The organism is Clostridium sp. FP1 (assembly GCF_011065975.2).
GTDB classification, from domain to species: Bacteria; Bacillota; Clostridia; order Clostridiales; family Clostridiaceae; genus Clostridium_AD; species Clostridium_AD tagluense.
Genome location: NZ_JAAMNJ020000001.1, coordinates 607,333 through 623,715, shown reverse-complemented (window position 1 = coordinate 623,715; position 16,383 = coordinate 607,333). Strand labels below are relative to the sequence as shown.

Genomic DNA, 16,383 nt, shown 5'->3' with positions numbered 1-16,383 from the left:
TTAAATCACCCCTTTTATATTTTTAAAAGTAATAAGTTTTTTAAGGTTATTAATATAAACACATGAACAAGTAACAGTTACAACCAAATATATGTAAATAGGAATCTCATTTAGAAACATATTATAAATTTCTGTGCTAAATATGGCTACTCCTAAGTTTATAATTACCCAAGCAAATATTACAAAAAATACTGTAAATTTCGAATGCATTTTAAAAATTATATATAAAAAAGTTATTGAAAATAACAGCAGAGAAGTAACTGAAATCATGAAAGCTTGTAGGAAGTTTATTTGTTTATAAAGTGCAGATAATAAATAAAGAAATGAAATATTAAAAGTGATGCAAAAAACACTAAACACAAGCATTCTAAAGGCCGCTAACTGATATATATTATATTTACAGGTCATTTCTATATCATAGGTATCCTTTTGCTTTGTGTTTATAAAAGATACTAAGGATATAACTAAATATAAAATAGGTGAGAGCACAAAAATAAAAGAATATATACTTCCATTTTCTATATTCTTTGGAATGTTAGAGCTAATAGATATAAAAACTAGAACCGACAGAATAATTACGACTGCGAAAACAATCTCTGTTATGTCATGAAATAAATTTCTTATACCTATTTGTTTATACATGTTTTTTACATAAGAATAAAATGATTGTTGGGGATTAAGCCCTTTGTTTACTATACTGTTTATTTGAAATTTTATTGTACTATCATCTGGAAAATCTATATAAGGCTCATGTTTATCCATTTTTGTCCTCCCCTAAAATTATTTTAACTTTTTTAATTATTGAATAATACCTTGTTTTTACTGTAGATTCAGATATATTAAGCACCTCTGATATTTCTAAAAAGGTGTACTGTGCAAAAATTTTAAGTCTAAGAATTAGCTGCGAAGAGGCATCAAACCTATTTACTATATTTATAATATTTTGGGCCTCCTGTTTATTCTCAATATTAATTGTAAAATCCTCAGTATCATGTAAATCATAATCATTAATAGACATCACTATAGTATTGTATTTATAGTTTCTTGAGCGATAATAATCCATAAGCTTATTGGTTGCTATTTTATACAGCCAAGTTCTAAATGCAGCTTTGCCTTCATCGTAATTGCTTATGGATTGTAACATATTTATAAATATTTCCTGTGTAAGGTCCATAGATAGCTCTTTATTTAATGTTTGTTTATATATGTAGGCATATATTTCTTTATAGTATTTATAAATAAGCTCATTTGCTGCAACTTCATTTGATTTTAACTTAATCTGCCTAATCCATTGTTTTTGCTTGTCCATATTTCACCACTAACTCTCACTTTCTAAGCATTCTATTCATATATTCGTAATAACAGTTCAAATAGTTTTAAAATATTAATATTATTAGTATTTATTGTTAGTAGGATATAAAAGTTGAAAATTGTTAAAATGTAAATACTAGTTCAAATAATTATATATTCATTTAGAAAACAAGTATAACCACCCTTCGTAAAGGGTGGTTATACTTGTTTTTCACATTTTGAAAATCATACCAATAGAAATAGTTATTATATATACCATTAAGAAAATAGCCACACTCCTTAATATAAGATTGCCATAATATTTCATCCAAAATTCATGCTCTATATCAAGTTTATAACTATCTACAGGCTCAACTAATCCTACAACTTCCTTGAGTCCAATATCTTCATGCATATCATCATAAAGTATTTTACACTCAGAACAGTTTTTTAGATGCTCTTCTACTAACTTAACGGTTTCTGCCCTGCATAGTTTTTCTTCATAAAGCGGTAGCAAGTCTCTAATTACACTGCACTTCACAGTAAATCACCTTCTTTTTCAAAGAATGTTTTGAACTGAATTCTGGCTCTATAAATAGTAATCTTAACCTTAGATAAATTCCAATTTAAAGTACTCGCTATCTCCTCATAGGATAGTTCATTAAGTTCACATAGAATTAATACTGTTCTATATTCCTCTTTTAATTTATATAAAATTTTTGTTACTTGCTCAGTGTTTTCTTTGTTTTCTATAATAGCTTCTGGGTTACCGTCTATTGCCACTAAAGAACTAATTATATTTTGCTCCAAGGGAACACTCTCGATTTTTATCTCTTTTCTATACCAGGATACATATACATTATGTGCTATGCTATAGATCCAAGTTTTTATAGAAGACCTGCCCTCATAAGAACTAAGTCCTTTAAATGCCTTTAAAAACACTTCCTGGCAAAGTTCTTCGGAAACATGACAATTAGTTGTTTGGTAATATAAATATTTATAAATATCTACCCTATGTTTTTTATAAATATCCTCTAGTGTCTTTACTTGCTCCTTCATAAAATTGCACTCCTATACTTCATACGAATATCCATATTGATGTCCATATGGCCAGCATTATTACTGCTACCAAACCAAGTGCTATAAATATTCTAGCCTTTTTTATTGCTTTTTTATCTTCTTCAAATGTTGAAGTATCCACCTGGATAATATGACTGGTTTCCTTAAGATCACTGTCTCCCTTGTAACTTTTTATCCATATACAACAATCCTCGCACTCTTGTATATGCCTATCCATCCACAGCCTTGTTTCATCCTCAACCATTCCATCTATATAGGAAGGATATAAGTCTTTAAATGCAGAACATATATTTTTATCTCTATTCATTTCTTAACCCTCCCCTATAGTTTTGAAGAGCATTAATCTCTCCATTATTTACATCAACAAAATATATATGATGTTCACTACTCATATAAGGCATTATAACGACCATCCACTTTAGCTTAGTATCACCACTGGGCTGTAATTCTTCAATAAGTTTAGCTCTTTTGGTATATATATTAAAGAATTTGTATTTATTAGTTACTAGCTTAAGGGCTTGATTTTGGGAAACTTTAAATTCTTTTTCGTTGTATACCCTTCTATTTCCATAGCTAAATTGTCCATAAGAACTAAGTTTACCATGATTATCTAGACTGATATCTATTTCACAAATTACTCCTTCGTCTTCATTTATAAATGAGTAGGAAGCATATCCATTATCTTTAGTATTAAGTATATATTTACTTTTATCATTGTTTGGAATTATTTTTTCATACAACTCTAGGGCTTTGTCTTGATACTTTTCGTATAGGACTTTATCAAAAGCTACCCTACTTCGTCTATCACGCTGAAAACTTCGCACAGTACCATCTTTAATATCTAACATTAGATAATTACCATTATCACAGATTATATTCAATGTATTATATTTGCAATAAGATATGAAACCAGATGAACCGTCTAATGCATAAGCTGGGATTTTTTCTCCAAGCTTTCCATACCATGTGCTTATACTTTTTTCAATTACATTTTCATTGATTTTAATTTCCTTATAATCTTTTAAATCTAGTAAGTTACCAAACCCAAGCATATCACTAAGTTTTCCATTTTTAAACCAACTAATTTGTAGATTATTTGAATCCTCTAAGTTATCTGATTTACCATTAGAAAATTTATTTTTAATTAGCACTTCATATTTATTATCTTTCTCTTGAATATTCATTTCTGTTTTTTTAGCTTCATAAGTGTAGCCACATTGTTTTAAAAAATAAATTGTTTTATCCTTAACTTCATGAAGTTTTAATGTACCGGGTTCCTTAGCTTTCTTTGGATTACTATTATGAATCTGAGATGCTTTTCCTGTACCCTCACTGACATCCACTTTATAGTCACCTAGAATAATATAGAAAAAATTATAAAAATCCATTGAGGTTACTGAATTTAATGCAAATTTACTTTTATCATCTCCTAATGCAGTTCTAGCTGCCTTTTCAGCCTCTTGCACTGTAGCTAACTTGATATTTTTGTTGAATAACATGTAAACCGTGCTACTCTCATTGCTTCTTATTGGATTAATTCCACAAAAGGTTAATCCAAATATAACAACTACTAAAATAAATGTTGATGAACATAGCTTTAACCCATTCCATAAAGCCTTTGTACTTTTAACTTTTATGTGCTCCACTATATGCCTTGAGCATTCATATAGTCCTAGCAATAATAGAAATATAGCCAGAGCATAAGGGAATTCAGATTTCAAATAAAATAAAATACTTACTTCGGGAATTGCCACTAGAAAAAATATAACATACCATTTTATGTTTTGTTTCCAGTAGACTTGAAAAAACAGAAAAATCATTAAAACCATAATAATCAGCAGTCCTAAATATAAAAGACTGGTTAAATCAAATCCTTCTTTTGGTAAATAAATTGCTGCTGAGGTAAACGCATATACAACAGGTATACTTACCATGGCTATATCGAAACTGTAAAAAAAGCCTCTGAATTTATTTATACCTATTATAAGAACATCATAAACCCCAACTACAAGAATATAGGCAAAGAATACATATTTTGAAAGCTGAACCATGGCATACTCTTTACCTTCAGAATAATCCATTAGCGGGCTTATTTTAGCGTGATGAGCAAATTCTATTGTAAACCCTATAAACATTAAAACTCTTATAGCTACACCTAACCAAGGCATATATTTTTCGTAAAGCTGTGATTTGAAAAACAGATAATAAAGGGAGAATATAGCCGTTAAAACAAGACATATCCCTATTAACTTAATTGAAAAATCACTTAATATAACTAAGTTTTGAAAGTGCTCCATTACTTTTTGTAAGAATGCCATATATATAAAATCTCCTTTTCATTTATTGATATTAATTTTTTTCGAAGCTTCTTATATATAGACGCAAAAATCAAAAAAAAGTTACACTACAAAAATAGCAATTTAGTAAGTTAATATTCAACCATAGGAGGTTAAAGCATAAAAAAAAGATTCAGCCTAAGCCAAACCACTTTATATAATAATTACTAATTGTTGAATATCTATTTTTATACATTATTCTTTATATTTCTCAATATATTCTAGAAGTGCCATGCTAACTAAATCCATGCTTTTATAGTCTTTATATGTCTGGGTAAAATCCTTAAACTGCTCCCAAACTTCTGAATACAATCTAATAGTAGTTGTGGTCTTAAATTCCCCATTAAGCATATCTTCATCAATTTTTAGTTCTTGTTTTTGTGGTACATCAATTATAATTTTATAATCTGTTATTTGCTCTTCTGTTTCAGTTTTATTTGCTACTTTTTTCTTTTCTTTTACAAAGTCATAAGCTGAATCAATAGCTTCCTCTATGCTATCCGAATTAAAGCTCATACAAGGTGTTTCATCATCTAAAGTTAAACAAAATTTAGAACTTGATTGGATTTTCACCTTATATCCAGCATCTATTAGTTTTTCTAATTTATTCATTTTTCACACACCCTTCAAATATATATTCGTTTTTAAATACTTTTTAAATACATTCTTCAGTTTGCTACCTAATATTTATATATTTATTATGCCATACTTTAATATATATTATGTTTTATAATCATCTTCTTATAAATAGTTTTATTCTTCATAACAAATAATCGGAGTTCCCTCTTCTATATTATCAAAAATTGCTTTAGCTAAATATATTGGAGCATTTATGCATCCATGGCTTCCTCTTCTCTTATATATCTCTCCTCCAAAAGAATATCTCCAGCTTGCATCATGTATTCCTATATTCCCGAAAAAAGGCATCCAATAAGTTACTGGAGCTTCATAACCAGGTCCAGTTAATGTTGCTCCCTTTTGTTTGTAATTAAGCATATAAGTTCCAAGGACAGTAGAACGTCCTCTATTTGGATTCCCTGTGACGATAGAACCTTGTGTTATAAGCTCTCCATTTTTATAAAACCATAAATGCTGCCTTGTTATATTAACTTCTACATAAGTATTGCCTATTTCATTTTCGGCCCTATATAAAGCCTTCTTAGTATATATAGGTTCTTTTTCAAATACATTACCAAGTTTTATATTTTCTAATAATGCTTCTGTTTCAGCCTCACGATTAATTTCCCATCCATAAAGTCCACCGCTAACTTCTACTATTTTCCGCATAGAGGTTTTAAATTTTCTTGCAATTCCAACGGTATCATATTTTTTACTTAATTTTTTAACATATTTCATAACTGCTATTTTGCTTATAACCGTTTCTAAATTTTTATCGATACTAAGCCACTCATTTATTATATTTCCATCTAATATTTCCTTTTCACTCCCAAATTTATAAGTGATTTTTGCTTTCACATACTCATTTAGTAAATTCTTAGTAACAAGTGCTTTATAAGAACTTAAAGTGTACCTTGGATTTTCATAACAAAGGGCTTCATTTAAATCTAATTTTCTTACTCCTTTTAATATGCCCATTTCTATATCTTCATATAATTGATCTTTAATTATCTTATTTCCATATACTTCTTCAATGACTTTATAGGAACCATTTATATACTTAAAGCTTACATTCTTAGGTTCTATAATATCTGTAGTTAAACAATTTAATCCATTTATCTTATTTTCTAAATTGTCTTTATTGTAAACAAATAAATCTTCAACATAATATTTTTGATCCTTTAGTAATGAAATTATCCATTTAAAAGAGCTTTGCCGCGGATAAACTTTATAAATACTATTTTTTTCATTGTACTCCATTCCTATATCTCTTCCTATTATCTCTTCTATTTCCCCATTTCTTTCTGCTAACTGTAACTTATAATCTATAACATATCCTCTAATTGTATCCTCTGTATCTTCATGTGCTTTTAATGACACATCTACACCATTTATTACCGTATTAAAAAAGAAATGCTTAGAAAAGTATAAGGAAATAATTAAATATATTAGTAAAATTGAAGCTATGAAAATAATAACATTTCCTATCCCCTTGCTTCTAAAAAGCTTTTTTATATCAACATTCTTCATACCGATTTATACCTTTCATCTAAAATTTAAATATTATAACTAGTTTATAATATGTTTGTATTTTTGATTTTAAAACTAAATATGTAGATAGTAATTCTGAAATTTGTTTTTATCTGTTACTTCAAACATAGATTTAATTTGGAACCAGTACCAAAACATTTCTTTAGCATAATATATTGTAATATTATATTTTTTGGAGGTTTTATATGTATACCAGGTATCCTTATTTCTATAACATGCTGAAATTAAATAAATATATGCAGGTGAACAATGAAATTATGTTTGCCAATATGATAAGGTGTTGTGATAAAAACATATCTCCTAGAGAAATAAAAAGTGGAATGAACCAGGCTTCTGAAGTGGCCTTAAATGAAAACAATACAAATCTCGCTTCCGATTCTCAAAATTACAATGACATGCCAAAACATTTTCGTAAATCTTCTGATTTAATAAATACGCAAAGCAATAAAGAATTAAATCTTAGTGGATTAAACACATTAAACATTTCTGGTAGTCAACAATTTTCCAAGTTCAATTTACCTCTTATAATAGATAGTATAGGGGTCTCATTACCTATAACAGTTATTGACTTAAGACAAGAATCACACGGATTTATTAATGGAACTCCTGTTAGTTGGGCTAATGCAAGAAATGATGCTAACATAGGTTTAACAATGGGTCAAGTTTTATTAGACGAATATATTAAACTAAGTAGTATTAAATTAGGTGTGCCTATTACTTATTATAATCATCCCAATATAACTATAGTTCCAAGAGAAGTTGAAGATGAAGATTATCTTGTTAATTCTAAATCACTATCATATATTCGCATCCCCGTTACTGATGGGAAGGTGCCATCAGATGACATGGTCGATTACTTTGTTGCGTTAGTAAAGATACAACCTAAAAATACCTGGCTTCATTTTCACTGCAAACAAGGAATAGGAAGAACTACTACCTTCATGATTATGTATGATATGCTTAAAAACTCCCACCAAGTTGCAGCTGATGATATTATAAATAGGCAACTATTATTAGCAAATTTTGATGAGAGTCATATTAAATCTTTTAACAATAATGAAAGAATTAATTTTTTGCAAAACTTTTATAAATACTGTAAGGAGAGTAGTGATGATTAATATTACATGGCGCGACTTTAAAAAAACTCTGAATACTAATAATTATATAAAAAATCCTACAATTCCAACTTATTTATATGTTATTTCTCAAAACTCAATGACGCCTAGTGAAAAAGCAATGATAGCTACTCTTCAAGGCTTGGTTAATAGTCATTCCTCATCTCAAATATATACACTTAACTCCTCACAACCAGATTATCAAATATGGCTAGATGATTTAAAAAATAGATATGGAATTTCATATGAAAATGTCTCAGAGCCATGGAGATTATTAGATATATTTAAAGATTATATAGATGGATATGTACTTTATAATAATAAATCTCTGAAAGATCCCTCAATAAATAATGCTTGTTCACTTGCCTCATTAAATAATTGCATTGCAGTTGATGAAGTTATCCAAGATAAAGCACGCGCCTATGGTATTACAAATATTAAAGGTGACTGTAGGAACACAGATGAAGACTGGGCTTACAATAATTTATGGGATTCTGGACTCAACCATTCCATAGTAATTGAGTTATCTCCAGGCAAAGTTTCCGCGTTAAGAGATTATGCCATAATGACCAAATCACTAGTATTTTATGAGGATAAAATTAGCGATACATCTCTTCGCGATAAAATATTTTCTTCCATGGAAAATGACTCCATTTGCCTCGGTTGGGGACCAGATGAATTTATTAATGTTAGTACAACCTCAAAATATGGTATTAGTATGGTTCCTGCAGATTGGTCTTATAATCTAACTGTTTTAAGTTCATTTCCTTCATTACCAATGGCTCAAAAAACGTTAATGAATGTTCTAAGTAAAGAAAATGTTCATAATGTAACATTTATTATGTCTGATGGAGATAATGAGCAGTGGGACCTTGGAACTAATTATGGTTCTCACAAATGGTATGGTTCCCCTTATAAAGGTAAATTCAATTTGGGTTGGTCCTTAAGTCCATCCTTATATTACCTAGCGCCTACTGTATTTAACTTATATTATGAGAGTGCAGCCCATGGTTCTAATAATGATTATTTTATAGTACCACCATCTGGAAATGGCTATATGTACCCAAGTAAATTTGATAAGAATACGCTTGGAATGTATATTAATAGATTAAATGATTATATGGAAAAGGTAGATCAGAGCTATATAGCAATTATTGATGACTCCTCCTTTCACAATAATGAGCTTTGGAGTAAATTTACTATTAAGCCTAATATTCGCGGACTGTTTTATCTTGATTATCATAGACATGACAACTATCATGGAGAAATTATTTGGTCAAATAATAAGCCTATAGTGTCCTGTAGAGATTTACTTTGGGATAGTCTGGAAAGTGAAAATGAGTTAGTGGAAAATATTAATAAACGGATTAACTCTGGGCAAGTAGATATTAATAATGCTAATAGTTATACCTTTGTTTATGTTCATGTTTGGAGCAAAAGCCTTAGTAATATTGAAAGAGTTGTAAATAAGCTAAAGGAAAATTCTAAAGTGAGAGTAGTCACACCTGATACATTTATGGAACTTATAAAGACGAATGTTAAGCAGTAGTTATTCCATTGTCTCATTATATCCTCATAGCTACGCCCAAATCTATCTAGCAATTTAATTATTAAAAAGCAAAAAGAGTATCTATGACATTTCTCTTTATAGAAAATATCATAGATACTCTTTTTTATAACATTTTATTGATATTGCTAGGTTTATAATTCTTTATCTTATTCCCACTCAATAGTTGAAGGTGGCTTAGATGTTACGTCATAAACAATTCTGTTTACCCCTTTAACTTCATTAACAATCCTTCTAGATACCTTATCTAATACTTCATATGGTATCCTAGCCCAATCTGAAGTCATTCCATCTGAGCTAGTTACAGCCCTTAGAGCAACTGTATGACAATAAGTTCTCTCATCTCCCATAACTCCAACGGATTGGATGTCAGGCAGACATGCAAAGTATTGCCATATTTCACTTTCTAGTCCCGCTTTAGCTACTTCATCTCTGAATATCGCATCAGCTTCTCTAGTTATAAATAATTTTTCATCTGTTATTTCTCCAAGTACTCTTATAGATAAACCTGGTCCTGGGAATGGCTGTCTCCATACTAGGTAACGAGGAATTCCAATTTCTTCTCCAACCGCTCTAACCTCATCTTTAAATAATTCACGCAGTGGCTCTATTAGTTCAAAATGCATATCTTCTGGAAGTCCTCCAACATTATGATGACTCTTTATAGTAGCTGAAGTCGCAGTACCACTTTCAACTACATCCGGATATATTGTTCCTTGCACAAGAAAGTCTAATTGTCCGAGTTTATTAGATTCTTCTTCAAAAACTCTTATAAATTCTTCTCCAATTATCTTTCTCTTTTGCTCTGGATCACTTATACCTTTAAGTTTACCTAAGAATCTATCTTGAGCATTAACTCTTATTATATTCATATCAAATTCGCCTTTGAATATTGTTTCAACTTGGTCTCCTTCATCTTTTCTGAGTAGACCGTGATCTACAAATACGCAAGTTAACTGCTTTCCTATGGCTTTATGTACAAGCATTGCAGCAACTGAGGAATCCACTCCTCCAGAAAGAGCACAAAGCACCTTTTTATCTCCAACTAGTTCTTTTATAGCTTTTATTTTTTCTTCTGCAAAAGATGACATTGACCAATCACCCTTAACTTCGCATACATCATATAAGAACTTTCTAATCATTTCTTCACCAAAAAGAGTATGTTTTACTTCTGGGTGAAATTGAACTCCATAGAGCTTTTTAGAAACATTAGCCATAGCAGCTACAGGACAATCTTTAGTAGTTGCTATTATATCAAATCCTTCTGGTACTTTAGATATATGGTCTGTATGACTCATCCAGCATTGATTTTCTTCTACTGCTTTGAAAATAATAGCATCTTTGCATAGGTCAACTTCTACTTTTCCATATTCGCGAACATCAGGTGTTATAACTTCTCCACCAAAAGACTGTGCCATTAATTGAGCACCATAGCATATTCCTAAAATAGGAATACCCATCTCAAATATTTCTTTTTCCACTTTTGGAGCACCGCTGGCGTATACGCTATTAGGACCGCCAGTGAATATTATTCCTTTTGGATTCATATTTTTTATTTTTTCCACAGAAAATGTGTATGGTATTATCTCACAGTAAACATTGTTTTCTCTAACTCTTCTTGCAATAAGTTGGTTGTATTGACCACCAAAGTCAACTACTAAAATTAATTCTCTATTATTCAATGTTTTTTCCTCCTTGTAGGCTTAAGGTTTTTTCTTAGTTATTTACGCTATAATTTGGTGCTTCTTTTGTAATGTGTACGTCATGTGGATGACTTTCTCTTAGTCCTGCTGAGCTTTGAATAACAAAGGTTGAAGTCTCAAATAATTGTTCTAGAGTTGCTGATCCTAAATACCCCATTCCTGAACGTATACCACCAATCAGCTGATATATAGTTTCTACAACGTCTCCTTTAAATGCTATCCTTCCTTCTACTCCTTCTGGCACTAACTTTTTATTTCCTTCTTGGAAATATCTGTCCTTGCTTCCGCAAGCCATAGCAGCTAGTGAACCCATGCCTCTATATACCTTATAGCTTCTTCCTTGATAGATTTCCATTTCACCTGGTGCTTCAGTGCATCCTGCAAACATAGATCCCATCATAACTACTTTAGCTCCCGCGGCTAGGGCCTTAACTATATCTCCTGAATATTTTATGCCACCATCTGCAATTACAGGTACTCCGTATTTATTTCCCTCTTCTACGCAGTCCATAACTGCTGTGAGTTGTGGAACTCCTACTCCAGCTACAATCCTTGTAGTACAAATTGATCCAGGACCTATGCCTACTTTTATACAGTCAGCTCCTGCCTCAATTAAATCGCGGGTTGCCTGCGCCGTAGCAATATTTCCTGCTATTATTTGAAGTTCTGGGTAAACAGATTTTATTTTCCTTACTGCGTCCATTACTCCTAAAGAATGTCCATGAGCTGTATCTAGAGTTACTACATCTACTCCAGCCTTTACTAAGGCTGTTACTCTCTCCATCATGTCTGAAGTTACACCAACAGCTGCCCCACACAGTAATCTTCCTCTAGAATCCTTTGCAGCAATAGGGAATTTTATAGTCTTCTCTATATCTTTTATTGTGATAAGTCCTCTTAAATTGTTTTCACTATCTACTAAAGGTAATTTTTCTATTTTATGTTTTTTAAGAAGTTGTTTAGCCTCTTCCATACTTGTTCCTTCTGATGCAGTAATTAAATTTTCACTTGTCATTATATCTTTAATTTTTTTACTATAATCAGTCTCAAAAACTATATCTCTATTAGTAATTATTCCAACCAATTTACCCTTTGTTGTAATTGGAACTCCTGATATTCTATATTTACTCATTAATGCTAGTGCATCTTCTAGAAGATTATCTGGTGATAGAAAGAAAGGGTCTGTAATTACGCCATTTTCTTGTCTTTTTACTCTGTCAACTTCAACGGCTTGTCTTTCAATACTCATGTTCTTATGTATAATCCCTATTCCGCCTTCTCTAGCCATAGCAATAGCCATTCTAGACTCAGTAACAGTGTCCATACCTGCACTAATTAGAGGTATGTTAAGTTTTATTTTTTTTGTAAGGTAAGTAACTAAGCTAACATCTCTAGGTAATACCTCTGACTTATTTGGAACTAGCAATACATCATCAAATGTATATGCTTGTTTTAGTATCTTTGCCATTTAATCAACATCCTTTCAGAATTCTATTTTAAATTTATAAAATTAGGTGTAAGACTCATATCCATTTAGGATATTAGTAGTTCACCTTTATAATTAGCATAAAAATACTTATATATACCAGATTTTTAAAATATGATAGCTTCAAACTCTTAAAATATGGGGTAAATTAAAAGTTTAAAGCTATCTAGCAAGAGCTGCTAAGCTATAGAGAGCTACTAATATTCTCTCTTTGTATAGTTTTGTGACTGCAAAATAAAATTTTGCACTCACAACTCTACATAAGCTGCAAAGCATAAAAAGGCATACCAATCCTACTTTGACTAAAGTAAAATTAGCATGCCTAAAGTAAGCTCATACTAAAATTACTCATAGTAGTCAATTTGCGGCTGACCGTAGATACTCCTTGCCATATTCAAGGGATATATGAGTGACGCTATTGTTTTTAAAGTTATTATTAATAATAGTAAATGTTTGAGAATTTGTCAATGACTATTTCTTACTAAATATTAAAACTATTAGAAACATAGTTTTAATATTTAACGGAATAAAAGAATTAACTAGGTTAAGTCCTAGTTAATTCTTTTATTCTAATATATTTTCATTTAAAATTATTATTATTTAAATTACTTTTAGTACATTCCATCCATTCCCATTCCTGGTCCGCCGCCCATTGGAGCTGGATTTTTTTCTGGAATATCTGCTACTGCAACTTCTGTTGTTAAGAATGTTGCTGCAACAGATGCCGCGTTTTGTAGTGCTGATCTTACAACTTTTGTTGGATCTACAATTCCCGCTTTTATCATGTTCACCATTTCTCCACGTAATGCATCATATCCAACTTCTCCAGCGCTTTCTCTTACTTTTTCTATTATAACTGAAGCTTCTGCGCCAGCATTTGTAACTATTTGTCTTAATGGTTCTTCTAAAGCTCTTTTAATTATGTTGATACCCACTTGAACATCTGCTATATCTGATGTTAATTTGGCAATCTCTAAAATAGCATTAATATAAACTGTTCCACCACCAGGTACGATTCCCTCTTCAACTGCTGCTTTTGTAGCTGCAAGAGCATCTTCTATACGGAGTTTCTTTTCTTTTAATTCAGTTTCAGTAGCAGCTCCAACTTTTATTACAGCTACTCCACCTGCAAGTTTAGCAAGTCTTTCTTGCAATTTTTCTCTATCAAAATCTGATGTGGTTTCTTCAATTTGTCTCTTAATTTGAGAAACTCTATCATGTATTGAATCTTTTTCACCTTTTCCGTTTACTATTGTAGTGTTTTCTTTAGATATCTTAACACTTTCAGCTCTTCCAAGCATATCAACAGTAACATCTTTTAGTTCTCTTCCCAATTCTTCACATATAACTTCTCCACCAGTTAAGATTGCTATATCTTGAAGCATTTCTTTTCTTCTATCACCAAAACCTGGAGCTTTAACAGCTACGCAAGTAAATGTTCCTCTTAATTTATTAACAACTAGTGTAGCTAATGCTTCACCTTCGATATCTTCAGCTATTATAAGTAGCTTTCTTCCTTGTTGAACAATTTGCTCAAGTATTGGAAGTATATCTTGTATGTTAGTAATTTTCTTGTCTGTTATTAAAATATACGCTTCTTCAAGGCTTGCTTCCATTTTTTCAGGATCTGTAACCATATATGGACTTAAATATCCTCTATCAAACTGCATTCCTTCAACTACATCTAGCTCAGTTCCCATAGATTTTGATTCTTCTACAGTTATAACACCTTCGTTACCTACTTTTTCCATAGCATTAGCTATTAGAGTTCCAATTTCTTCATCACTAGCTGATATTGCAGCAACTCTAGCTATATCTTCTTTACCGTTAACTGGTTTAGAAGATTTTTTGATTTCTTCAACTGCTTTGTCCACAGCCATTTTTATACCAGTTCTTATTAGCATAGGATTGGCACCAGCTGTAACATTTTTCAAACCTTCTCTTATTATAGCTTGAGCAAGAAGTGTAGCTGTAGTTGTTCCATCTCCTGCTACATCATTTGTCTTTGTAGCAACTTCTTTAACAAGTTGTGCTCCCATATTTTCATAAGCATCTTCCAGTTCTATTTCTCTAGCTATAGTAACACCATCATTTGTTATTAATGGTGAACCAAATTTTTTATCTAAAATAACATTTCTTCCTTTGGGTCCTAGTGTAATTTTAACTGTATCCGCAAGCTTATCTACACCTCTTTGCATAGCTCTTCTTGCGTCTTCTCCAAATAATATATTTTTAGCCATTTTAAACCCTCCTATACGCTAATAATTAAATAATAATCTATCAACAATTAAATAATAATAATTTAATATTATTGTTTAATTGTTGGATTATCACTTAATCATTATTGCGTTTAATTAAATTATTTTTCAATTATAGCTAGTAATTCTTCTTGTTTTAATATGATATATTCAATACCATCATATTTTATTTCGCTTCCTGAATATTTAGAGAATAATATTATATCCCCTACTGTAACTTCCATTTTAATTAGTTTGCCGTCCTCAACTTTTCCCGGTCCTACAGCCACTACCTCAGCTTCTTGTGGTTTTTCCTTTGAAGCCCCTGCAAGAAGTATTCCACTTTTTGTAGTTTCTTCTGCTTCTAATCTTTTAATTAATACTCTATCACTAAGTGGTCTAATGTTCATTTTAAACCCCTCCTTATATATTTTTTTGTTTTTGTTAGCACTCCGCACATCTGAGTGCTAATGTAACCTGTAACTAATATACTAATTAATAATGGATATAATATCAAATTCGTCTATTCTATATATTATACCATTTATAGCCAAATATTCAAACTATGTTTGTTTATCATGGAATTCTATAGTTTATCTCTCATTTACTTTATTTTTCTATAATTTGTATTCCTATTGCATTTTAACACCATTTAATATGCCTTATTTATAATTATAATCATTGAATATGCTTTAATATATTGTTAAAATTAATAACCAGGGGTGATTTTATGAATATAAAAACTTTTTTTGAATTTTGGTTAAAAACATTTTTTATTTTGTGTTTTACTTTTTCTTTTATAACCTTAAGCGTTTATTTCACTTTGCTTTTTAAGCCCTTATATTATATGGATATTAATGTTTTAAATATTGAAGGTTCCACCAATTTAAATAAAGGGGAACTAAAAGCTAATTATGACTATTTAATTACATATCTAACCAAAAACACAAGTGAAGAATTCAATCTTCCAACACTTCCTTCATCTGATCATGGCAAAATTCACTTTAAAGAAGTTAAAGTAATATTTGATAAACTTAAGATAATGCTGTTTTTCTCCATATTAGTAAGCATTTTAGGTGTATTAGTAAACAAGAGGCATAAAAAAATAAGGTACTTATTAAGCAGCTCCATAGTTTTAATAGTAATACCAATAATGTTACTTATACCCTTTATAGTTAATTTCGATAAAAGTTTCACTGTTTTTCATCAAATCTTCTTCAACAATGATTACTGGCTATTTGATATTACAACTGACCCAATAATAACAATCCTTCCACAGAATTTTTTCTTTCATTGCTCACTATTAATAATTTTCTCCATTATTATAATCAGCATAACCTTAAGATGTATATATAAAGCACAATACAAAAAACAGCATTCTTTATAAGATTATATTATCA

General features: G+C 30.5%; 15 protein-coding genes and 1 riboswitch. Of the genes, 3 read left to right on the top strand and 12 right to left on the bottom strand.

Annotated features, from left to right (window positions below):
- The 8 genes from G9F70_RS03205 to G9F70_RS03170 form a co-directional block, all read right to left on the bottom strand.
- Window positions 1-762 (bottom strand): hypothetical protein, encoded by a 762-nt coding sequence (locus G9F70_RS03205; protein ID WP_164945215.1) that lies wholly within the window; start codon window positions 760-762, stop codon window positions 1-3.
- Window positions 755-1,309, bottom strand: coding sequence for an RNA polymerase sigma factor (locus G9F70_RS03200; protein WP_164945214.1), 555 nt, complete (start codon window positions 1,307-1,309; stop codon window positions 755-757). Before G9F70_RS03200 ends, G9F70_RS03205 begins: the two co-directional genes overlap by 8 nt.
- A gap of 213 nt (window positions 1,310-1,522) precedes the next feature.
- On the bottom strand, window positions 1,523-1,831 hold the full coding sequence (locus tag G9F70_RS03195) for a zf-HC2 domain-containing protein (RefSeq protein WP_164945213.1): 309 nt from the start codon (window positions 1,829-1,831) through the stop codon (window positions 1,523-1,525).
- Window positions 1,828-2,349, bottom strand: coding sequence for an RNA polymerase sigma factor (locus tag G9F70_RS03190; RefSeq protein WP_164945212.1), 522 nt, complete (start codon window positions 2,347-2,349; stop codon window positions 1,828-1,830). The genes G9F70_RS03195 and G9F70_RS03190 overlap by 4 nt, the downstream gene beginning before the upstream one ends.
- Before the next feature lie 19 nt (window positions 2,350-2,368).
- A complete protein-coding gene (locus G9F70_RS03185; protein ID WP_164945211.1) occupies window positions 2,369-2,677 on the bottom strand; it encodes a zf-HC2 domain-containing protein in 309 nt (102 codons plus the stop codon).
- Window positions 2,670-4,688 carry a hypothetical protein gene (locus tag G9F70_RS03180; protein WP_164945210.1) on the bottom strand — a complete coding sequence of 673 codons (2,019 nt, stop codon included), beginning with the start codon at window positions 4,686-4,688 and terminating at the stop codon, window positions 2,670-2,672. Before G9F70_RS03180 ends, G9F70_RS03185 begins: the two co-directional genes overlap by 8 nt.
- A gap of 213 nt (window positions 4,689-4,901) precedes the next feature.
- Window positions 4,902-5,318: a hypothetical protein gene (locus tag G9F70_RS03175; protein WP_164945209.1), complete on the bottom strand. Its 417-nt coding sequence runs from the start codon at window positions 5,316-5,318 to the stop codon at window positions 4,902-4,904.
- Between the two features lie 141 nt (window positions 5,319-5,459).
- Entirely contained in the window at window positions 5,460-6,854 is a 1,395-nt protein-coding gene (locus G9F70_RS03170) for a L,D-transpeptidase family protein (protein ID WP_164945208.1), read from the bottom strand.
- 206 nt (window positions 6,855-7,060) lie between these two features.
- Here G9F70_RS03170 and G9F70_RS27425 point away from each other — a divergent pair, with 206 nt between their 5' ends.
- The gene (locus G9F70_RS27425; protein ID WP_164945207.1) at window positions 7,061-7,993 is read left to right on the top strand and encodes a fused DSP-PTPase phosphatase/NAD kinase-like protein; all 933 of its coding nucleotides are present in this window, start codon (window positions 7,061-7,063) and stop codon (window positions 7,991-7,993) included.
- Window positions 7,986-9,539: a GxGYxYP domain-containing protein gene (locus G9F70_RS03165; RefSeq protein WP_164945206.1), complete on the top strand. Its 1,554-nt coding sequence runs from the start codon at window positions 7,986-7,988 to the stop codon at window positions 9,537-9,539. Before G9F70_RS27425 ends, G9F70_RS03165 begins: the two co-directional genes overlap by 8 nt.
- 167 nt (window positions 9,540-9,706) lie before the next feature.
- On the opposite strand, the gene guaA is transcribed toward G9F70_RS03165, so the two are convergent.
- The 4 genes from guaA to groES form a co-directional block, all read right to left on the bottom strand.
- Window positions 9,707-11,239, bottom strand: a complete 1,533-nt coding sequence (gene guaA, locus G9F70_RS03160) for a glutamine-hydrolyzing GMP synthase (RefSeq protein WP_164945205.1) — start codon at window positions 11,237-11,239, stop codon at window positions 9,707-9,709.
- Between the two features lie 34 nt (window positions 11,240-11,273).
- Complete coding sequence (gene guaB / locus G9F70_RS03155) at window positions 11,274-12,728, bottom strand: IMP dehydrogenase (RefSeq protein WP_164945204.1); 1,455 nt, start codon at window positions 12,726-12,728, stop codon at window positions 11,274-11,276.
- A gap of 349 nt (window positions 12,729-13,077) precedes the next feature.
- Window positions 13,078-13,175: riboswitch (purine riboswitch) on the bottom strand.
- 182 nt (window positions 13,176-13,357) lie between these two features.
- Window positions 13,358-14,986 carry a chaperonin GroEL gene (gene groL, locus G9F70_RS03150; RefSeq protein WP_164945203.1) on the bottom strand — a complete coding sequence of 543 codons (1,629 nt, stop codon included), beginning with the start codon at window positions 14,984-14,986 and terminating at the stop codon, window positions 13,358-13,360.
- Between the two features lie 119 nt (window positions 14,987-15,105).
- Entirely contained in the window at window positions 15,106-15,393 is a 288-nt protein-coding gene (gene groES / locus G9F70_RS03145) for a co-chaperone GroES (protein WP_164945202.1), read from the bottom strand.
- 320 nt (window positions 15,394-15,713) lie between these two features.
- On the opposite strand from groES, the gene G9F70_RS03140 reads away from it, so the two are divergent.
- The gene (locus G9F70_RS03140) at window positions 15,714-16,370 is read left to right on the top strand and encodes a TIGR01906 family membrane protein (RefSeq protein WP_164945201.1); all 657 of its coding nucleotides are present in this window, start codon (window positions 15,714-15,716) and stop codon (window positions 16,368-16,370) included.
- The last annotated feature ends 13 nt before the right edge of the window (window positions 16,371-16,383 follow it).

Coding starts and splice junctions, on each gene's coding strand:
- G9F70_RS03205 (WP_164945215.1), bottom strand. CDS start 762: ATGGATAAACATGAGCCTTATATAGATTTTCCAGATGATAGTACAATA.
- G9F70_RS03200 (WP_164945214.1), bottom strand. CDS start 1,309: ATGGACAAGCAAAAACAATGGATTAGGCAGATTAAGTTAAAATCAAAT.
- G9F70_RS03190 (WP_164945212.1), bottom strand. CDS start 2,349: ATGAAGGAGCAAGTAAAGACACTAGAGGATATTTATAAAAAACATAGG.
- G9F70_RS03185 (WP_164945211.1), bottom strand. CDS start 2,677: ATGAATAGAGATAAAAATATATGTTCTGCATTTAAAGACTTATATCCT.
- G9F70_RS03180 (WP_164945210.1), bottom strand. CDS start 4,688: ATGGCATTCTTACAAAAAGTAATGGAGCACTTTCAAAACTTAGTTATA.
- G9F70_RS03175 (WP_164945209.1), bottom strand. CDS start 5,318: ATGAATAAATTAGAAAAACTAATAGATGCTGGATATAAGGTGAAAATC.
- G9F70_RS03170 (WP_164945208.1), bottom strand. CDS start 6,854: ATGAAGAATGTTGATATAAAAAAGCTTTTTAGAAGCAAGGGGATAGGA.
- G9F70_RS27425 (WP_164945207.1), top strand. CDS start 7,061: ATGTATACCAGGTATCCTTATTTCTATAACATGCTGAAATTAAATAAA.
- G9F70_RS03165 (WP_164945206.1), top strand. CDS start 7,986: ATGATTAATATTACATGGCGCGACTTTAAAAAAACTCTGAATACTAAT.
- guaB (WP_164945204.1), bottom strand. CDS start 12,728: ATGGCAAAGATACTAAAACAAGCATATACATTTGATGATGTATTGCTA.
- groL (WP_164945203.1), bottom strand. CDS start 14,986: ATGGCTAAAAATATATTATTTGGAGAAGACGCAAGAAGAGCTATGCAA.
- groES (WP_164945202.1), bottom strand. CDS start 15,393: ATGAACATTAGACCACTTAGTGATAGAGTATTAATTAAAAGATTAGAA.
- G9F70_RS03140 (WP_164945201.1), top strand. CDS start 15,714: ATGAATATAAAAACTTTTTTTGAATTTTGGTTAAAAACATTTTTTATT.